This window comes from Streptomyces sp. NPDC048411, from assembly GCF_040704695.1.
Classification (GTDB): Bacteria; Actinomycetota; Actinomycetes; order Streptomycetales; family Streptomycetaceae; genus Streptomyces.
Map to the genome: position 1 here is coordinate 1 of NZ_JBEZKL010000254.1, position 4,677 is coordinate 4,677.

A 4,677-nucleotide genomic window follows, 5' to 3' on the forward strand; every position below is an offset into this window, starting at 1 on the left:
CACATGACCTGCGACACCGCACGCCGATCGCACGCACCGACCACCGCTGCGCCCGCGCTTCGCGCGGACGACGGGGAACTCAGAACAGGCCCTAGGCCGGCGGAACCACCCGCCCGGGTGCCGACGCGGCAAGGCGCCGTGTCCCGCCGGGGACGCGGCGCCGGTGACGTCACTTGGCGAGGAACTCCAGCAGCGCCTTGTTCACCTCGTCCGCGTGAGTCCACAGCAGCCCGTGCGGCGCGCCCTCGATCTCCACGTAGTCGGCGGAGGGAAGGGCCTGGTGGAAGAGGCGGGCCGTCGATTCGACCGGCAGGATGCGGTCGCCGGTGCCGTGCAGGATGAGCGTCGGCACGTCGATCTTGGGAATGTCCTCGCGGAAGTCCGTACCCCAGGTGAGCGGCGCGGCGGCCGCGGCGTGGGCACCGCCGCCGGCCGCGACGTTCCAGCTGTTGCGGACGGCTTCCTCGCTGATACGTGTGCCCAGGTTCTCGTCGACGTTGTAGAAGTCCTGGTAGAAGGAGGTGTAGTAGGCGAACCGGTCGGCCTTCACCGCATCGGAGACACCCTGGAAGAACTCCGCCGACGCCGCGCCCTGCGGGTTGTCGTCGCTCTTGATCAGGCAGGGCTCCAGGGAACCGAGGAAGGCCGCCTTGGCGATCCGCGAGGAGCCGTAGGTGCCCAGGTAGCGTGCGGCCTCGCCGGTGCCCATGGAGAAGCCGACGAGCACGGCGTCGCGCACGTCCAGCGTCTCCAGCACGGTGTTGAGGTCGGCGGCGAAGGTGTCGTAGTCGTAGCCGGTGGTGGGCTGGCTGGACTGACCGAAGCCGCGCCGGTCGTAGGTGATGACGCGGTAACCGGCCGCGAGCAGTGCCGCGGACTGCTTCTCCCAGGAGTGTCCGTCGAGCGGGAAGCCGTGGATGAGGACGACCGGCTGACCGGTTCCGTGGTCCTCGTAGTACAGCTCGATGTCGGTGGTGTTCTCCTGGCCCACGGTGATGAACGGCATGCTGGTCCCTCTCGGACAAAGGCGGATTCGGATGTCGGAAGCACCGAATCGCCATGGAGGGACTCGGCAGCGAAGCATGGGACAGCGAGGTGCTGTCCATGCGCTCGGCTTCGTGAGCACAGACTCGCCGCAACACACATGTCCGGGTATCCGTCTAATGACTCAACATAGGTGGTTCTCAGTAGGAGCGTCCCCACCACCGCATCGCTCGGATATGTCCGTTTCGAGTCGGTCAGGTGGTTCGCGGGGCACTCCACAGCCGTCCCCCGGAGGCGACACCGACGGCCACGTGGGCCAGGATTCCCGGCCGCCGGGCCGGCACCGGTGCCGGCCGGGTGCAGTCAAGTGACTGAGCACGGTGGCAGCCGTCGGCGACCCGGCATCGACGGGGCGTCTCGCCCGCTCGAGTCGGGTCCGGGCCGGCGGGGCCCGGCCCCATCCCGGCGTCGATCAGCAGGCGGCGGCCGTCACGTTCGACCAGCAGGCCGCCCGCTGACATGGCCAGCCGGCCCTCCTCGTCGAGCACCTCCGGATGGGCGTCCCAGCAGTCCATGGGGAAGCCTGGGAAGAAGGCCGAGGGCAACATGGCCATGGCGCCGTCCACGGCATAGGTCACACGCACGTCACCCAGCTCGAGCGAGCGGACGGCAGACTGTCGGTTCAGAGTTCCGAGGTGCATGTCACGTCCGTCCCTTCGGGGGACATCGGCTCCACCACGCCGTGACTGTCGCTCATGCGCGTGTCCGGTCCTGGTACTGCTCGGTCGTGGCGAGTTGTCCGAGGGCGTCGAGCACTGCGCACAGCAGCTGCTGCGCAGGGGAGCCGTCCGGGAGGCGGCCGTCGCCACTGAACTGCTGGTGGGCCTGGAAGAGGAGGAACTCGGGCTGCTGCACGACGCGGGCGTTCATCTTGTGCAGCACCTGGCGCAGCGTCAGCTGGGCCCGGACGGTGCCGAAGGGGCCGGGGGAGGCCCCTATGACGGCGACCGGCTTGAGCGCGAGCGCGGGGCCGTCGTCGCCGGCCGGGCGAGAGAGCCAGTCGAGGGCGTTCTTCAGCGCTCCGGGTATCGAGGCGTTGTACTCGGGAGAGGCGATCAGGACCGCGTCAGCGTCCTGGACGCGGTGACGCAGTTCGGTGACGGCGGACGGCGCGGGATGTTCCTGGTCCTCGTTGAAGTGCGGCAGACGGCCGAGCCCGTCGTAGTGGTCGAAGCGATGGTGTGGGCCGAGGCGCTCCGCCTCCCGCAACAGGGCGGTGTTCAAGGAGCCTCGGCGCAGACTTCCTGACAGGGCAAGGACGTTGAGGCGGGTCACGTGTTCTCCTTCGCGGTTCGGGGCGCCCCAGCTCAGGGGCGCGGCGGGTGACTGTCAGACGATGGGACCGGCCACTGTCGTATCTACGTGCCACCGCCGGGAGGAGGTGTAGCGGGCCATCGCTGCGGCGCGTCATCCATCCTCGACGTGTCGGCGATACAGCCCCAGAACGACCACTCAAAAGTCGGATTGTGCGCCATGAGTGCCGTATAGAGTGCCGGTTGTGCGCCAGAGCCTTGAAGAGACAGATCAGCGTATCGCCGCCGCTTTGATCGCTTCACCGCGTGCCTCCTGGCGAGAAGTTGCCACGTGCCTGGGAGTGTCCGAACGCACCGTGGTCCGCCGCGCCGGCCCGCTGTACGTCGACGGCACGCTGCGCGCCACCGCAGAGCGCAATCCGATTCGCTTCCCCCACCTGGTGCCCATGGCCCTGCGCATCCGGTGCCGTCCCGACCGCATCAAAATGGTCGCCTCCACCCTGGCGCGTCGCACCGACACCCTCTGGGTGGACATCCTCGGCGGCGGTGACGAGATCAGCACCATCGTCTTTCTGGACGGCCCTGAGGCACGCAACCGCCTCCTGCTGCGCGATCTGCCGGCCACTGCCGCCATCCACGGCTGGACCTCTCACACCCTGCTGCGGGTCTTCCCCGCCTCCCTCAACTGGGGTGCCCGGCTGCTGGATGACGAGGAGGCCGCAGGCCTGGGAGTGCAACCGTTCCCGCTGAGCTCGCCGCCACCGGCCCCTCTACCCTCCACGGACCTGACACTGATCCAGGCCCTGACCGAGAATGCCCGCGCCGACTACGCCACCCTCGCCCAGCGGACCGGCACCACACCACGCACCGTCCGACGCCGCCTGGAGGCACTGCTGCACGACGGCACGGTCCGCCTGGTCACCGAAACCGACCTGGCCCTGCTCGGACTGCGCACCAAGGCCCAACTGTGGCTGTCCGTCGAACCCGGCGCCCTTCAGGCGGCCGGCGAACAGCTCAGCCGCGAATCCGCCGTCCGCTTCACAGCCGCGACCACCGGACCCGCCAATCTCCTGGTCATGGTCACCACCACCGACCTGGACGCGCTCTACCGCTTCCTGACCGACACCATCGGCGCCATGAAACAGGTCGCCTCCATCGAGACCACCCCCGTCCTGGCCACCGCGAAACGAACCGGCCTGATCCGCCCGGGATTCTGAAGCCCCACTTGGACCGGCGACCTTCCGCGCAGACGCGCCGAAAACATAGGAGAGGCAGGTGACGACGGAGACCACCACGCCGACAGATCGACGAGTAACTCCAGCACCTGCCGGACGCGTCGCCGGACCTGCGCCATGACCACCAAGGCCGTCGTCCGACCGCCTATCACGGAGCTCACACCTACCTGTGGCAGCATGTGTTCATACAGGAGCGACACATATGTTGTAACAGCGCTCCCCCCGGAGGCCTCCATCTCCGCATCGCCCGAACCCGTCCTGCCTTCTTCGGAACCCTTTCTGCCGCTCGGTGAGAACCCGGTGGCCGTTCTGGAAGCCGCCGTGTGGGCGATGGCCGCGTTCGTGAGCACCCAACGGCCTGAACACAGGGCCGGCACCCGGCCCCACCACACCACGACACACCGTCAGACACCCACACACCCAACAACGTGACAAGGCCGTTTTTCGAGTTCGGCGGCGACCGTCCTTGCCAACCGGGCGGTCGTAGACCAGGACCTGGTCCGCGCGTTCTGCGCTGCGGGCTGCGGTCAGGTCGTGGGTGAAGTCACCAAAATCACTCACACGTGTGTATCTTGGTGGCAGTTAGATACGTTTCTCCTAAAGGTGGCTTCGGGAGACGCCGGCATCCTCGGCACGGCACCTCCACCCATGGGCAGGCAACAGGTTGACTCCCGGTTACGTCCCGCTACGACAGTCCGATCGGCATACCTGCCTCTTTTGGGGTGTCATGCTCACGGGCATGGGGCGGACACCGGCCGGTGCGCAGCAGATAAGACTTCCCCCGAAAGAGAGATTTGATGGCATCTGTGCTTAAACGCTCTAGATTGGCCTTCGTGGCCCTTGCTACAGCGGTGTCGGTTCTCGTCTTCTCCGGGGGTACGGCCCAGGCCGCCCAGTACGGAGAGGAAGTCACATGGCACGCCGAGGGCGTCCACAGCCACGGTGATATGACCGACGCCCGAAGCCTGAGCAGCGACCACGTACAAGTGTGGCGGGGGCTCGACAACAACAACATCTACATCAGGGTCAACAGCGGCCCGATCCGTGTCCCAGGGGCATTGCTTGATTGGGATTGGTCCGGTTCGCCGGTCTCGTGAGTGACCTGGCCTCATGTCCGTTGTGTGGCAGGGGACCCCGGAGAGCAG

At 67.4% G+C, this 4,677-nt stretch carries 5 protein-coding genes; 2 read left to right on the top strand and 3 right to left on the bottom strand.

Going from position 1 to position 4,677, the window contains the following annotated elements:
- Positions 1 to 169: 169 nt before the first annotated feature.
- The 3 genes from AB0915_RS38325 to AB0915_RS38335 form a co-directional block, all read right to left on the bottom strand.
- Positions 170 to 1,006 (bottom strand): alpha/beta hydrolase, encoded by an 837-nt coding sequence (locus tag AB0915_RS38325; RefSeq protein ID WP_366695916.1) that lies wholly within the window; start codon positions 1,004 to 1,006, stop codon positions 170 to 172.
- A gap of 232 nt (positions 1,007 to 1,238) precedes the next feature.
- Positions 1,239 to 1,628: a hypothetical protein gene (locus tag AB0915_RS38330; RefSeq protein ID WP_366695918.1), complete on the bottom strand. Its 390-nt coding sequence runs from the start codon at positions 1,626 to 1,628 to the stop codon at positions 1,239 to 1,241.
- A 109-nt stretch (positions 1,629 to 1,737) separates the two neighbouring features.
- Positions 1,738 to 2,319, bottom strand: coding sequence for an NADPH-dependent FMN reductase (locus AB0915_RS38335; protein WP_366695920.1), 582 nt, complete (start codon positions 2,317 to 2,319; stop codon positions 1,738 to 1,740).
- A gap of 223 nt (positions 2,320 to 2,542) precedes the next feature.
- Between AB0915_RS38335 and AB0915_RS38340 the strand changes: the two genes are divergently transcribed.
- Both AB0915_RS38340 and AB0915_RS38345 read left to right on the top strand, forming a co-directional pair.
- Positions 2,543 to 3,514 carry an AsnC family transcriptional regulator gene (locus tag AB0915_RS38340; protein ID WP_366695922.1) on the top strand — a complete coding sequence of 324 codons (972 nt, stop codon included), beginning with the start codon at positions 2,543 to 2,545 and terminating at the stop codon, positions 3,512 to 3,514.
- A gap of 815 nt (positions 3,515 to 4,329) precedes the next feature.
- Complete coding sequence (locus tag AB0915_RS38345) at positions 4,330 to 4,629, top strand: hypothetical protein (RefSeq protein ID WP_366695924.1); 300 nt, start codon at positions 4,330 to 4,332, stop codon at positions 4,627 to 4,629.
- Positions 4,630 to 4,677: the final 48 nt, after the last annotated feature.

What these genes read in the sequence shown, in the direction of transcription:
- AB0915_RS38325 (WP_366695916.1), bottom strand. Translation starts at nt 1,006, where the DNA reads ATGCCGTTCATCACCGTGGGCCAGGAGAACACCACCGACATCGAGCTG.
- AB0915_RS38345 (WP_366695924.1), top strand. Translation starts at nt 4,330, where the DNA reads ATGGCATCTGTGCTTAAACGCTCTAGATTGGCCTTCGTGGCCCTTGCT.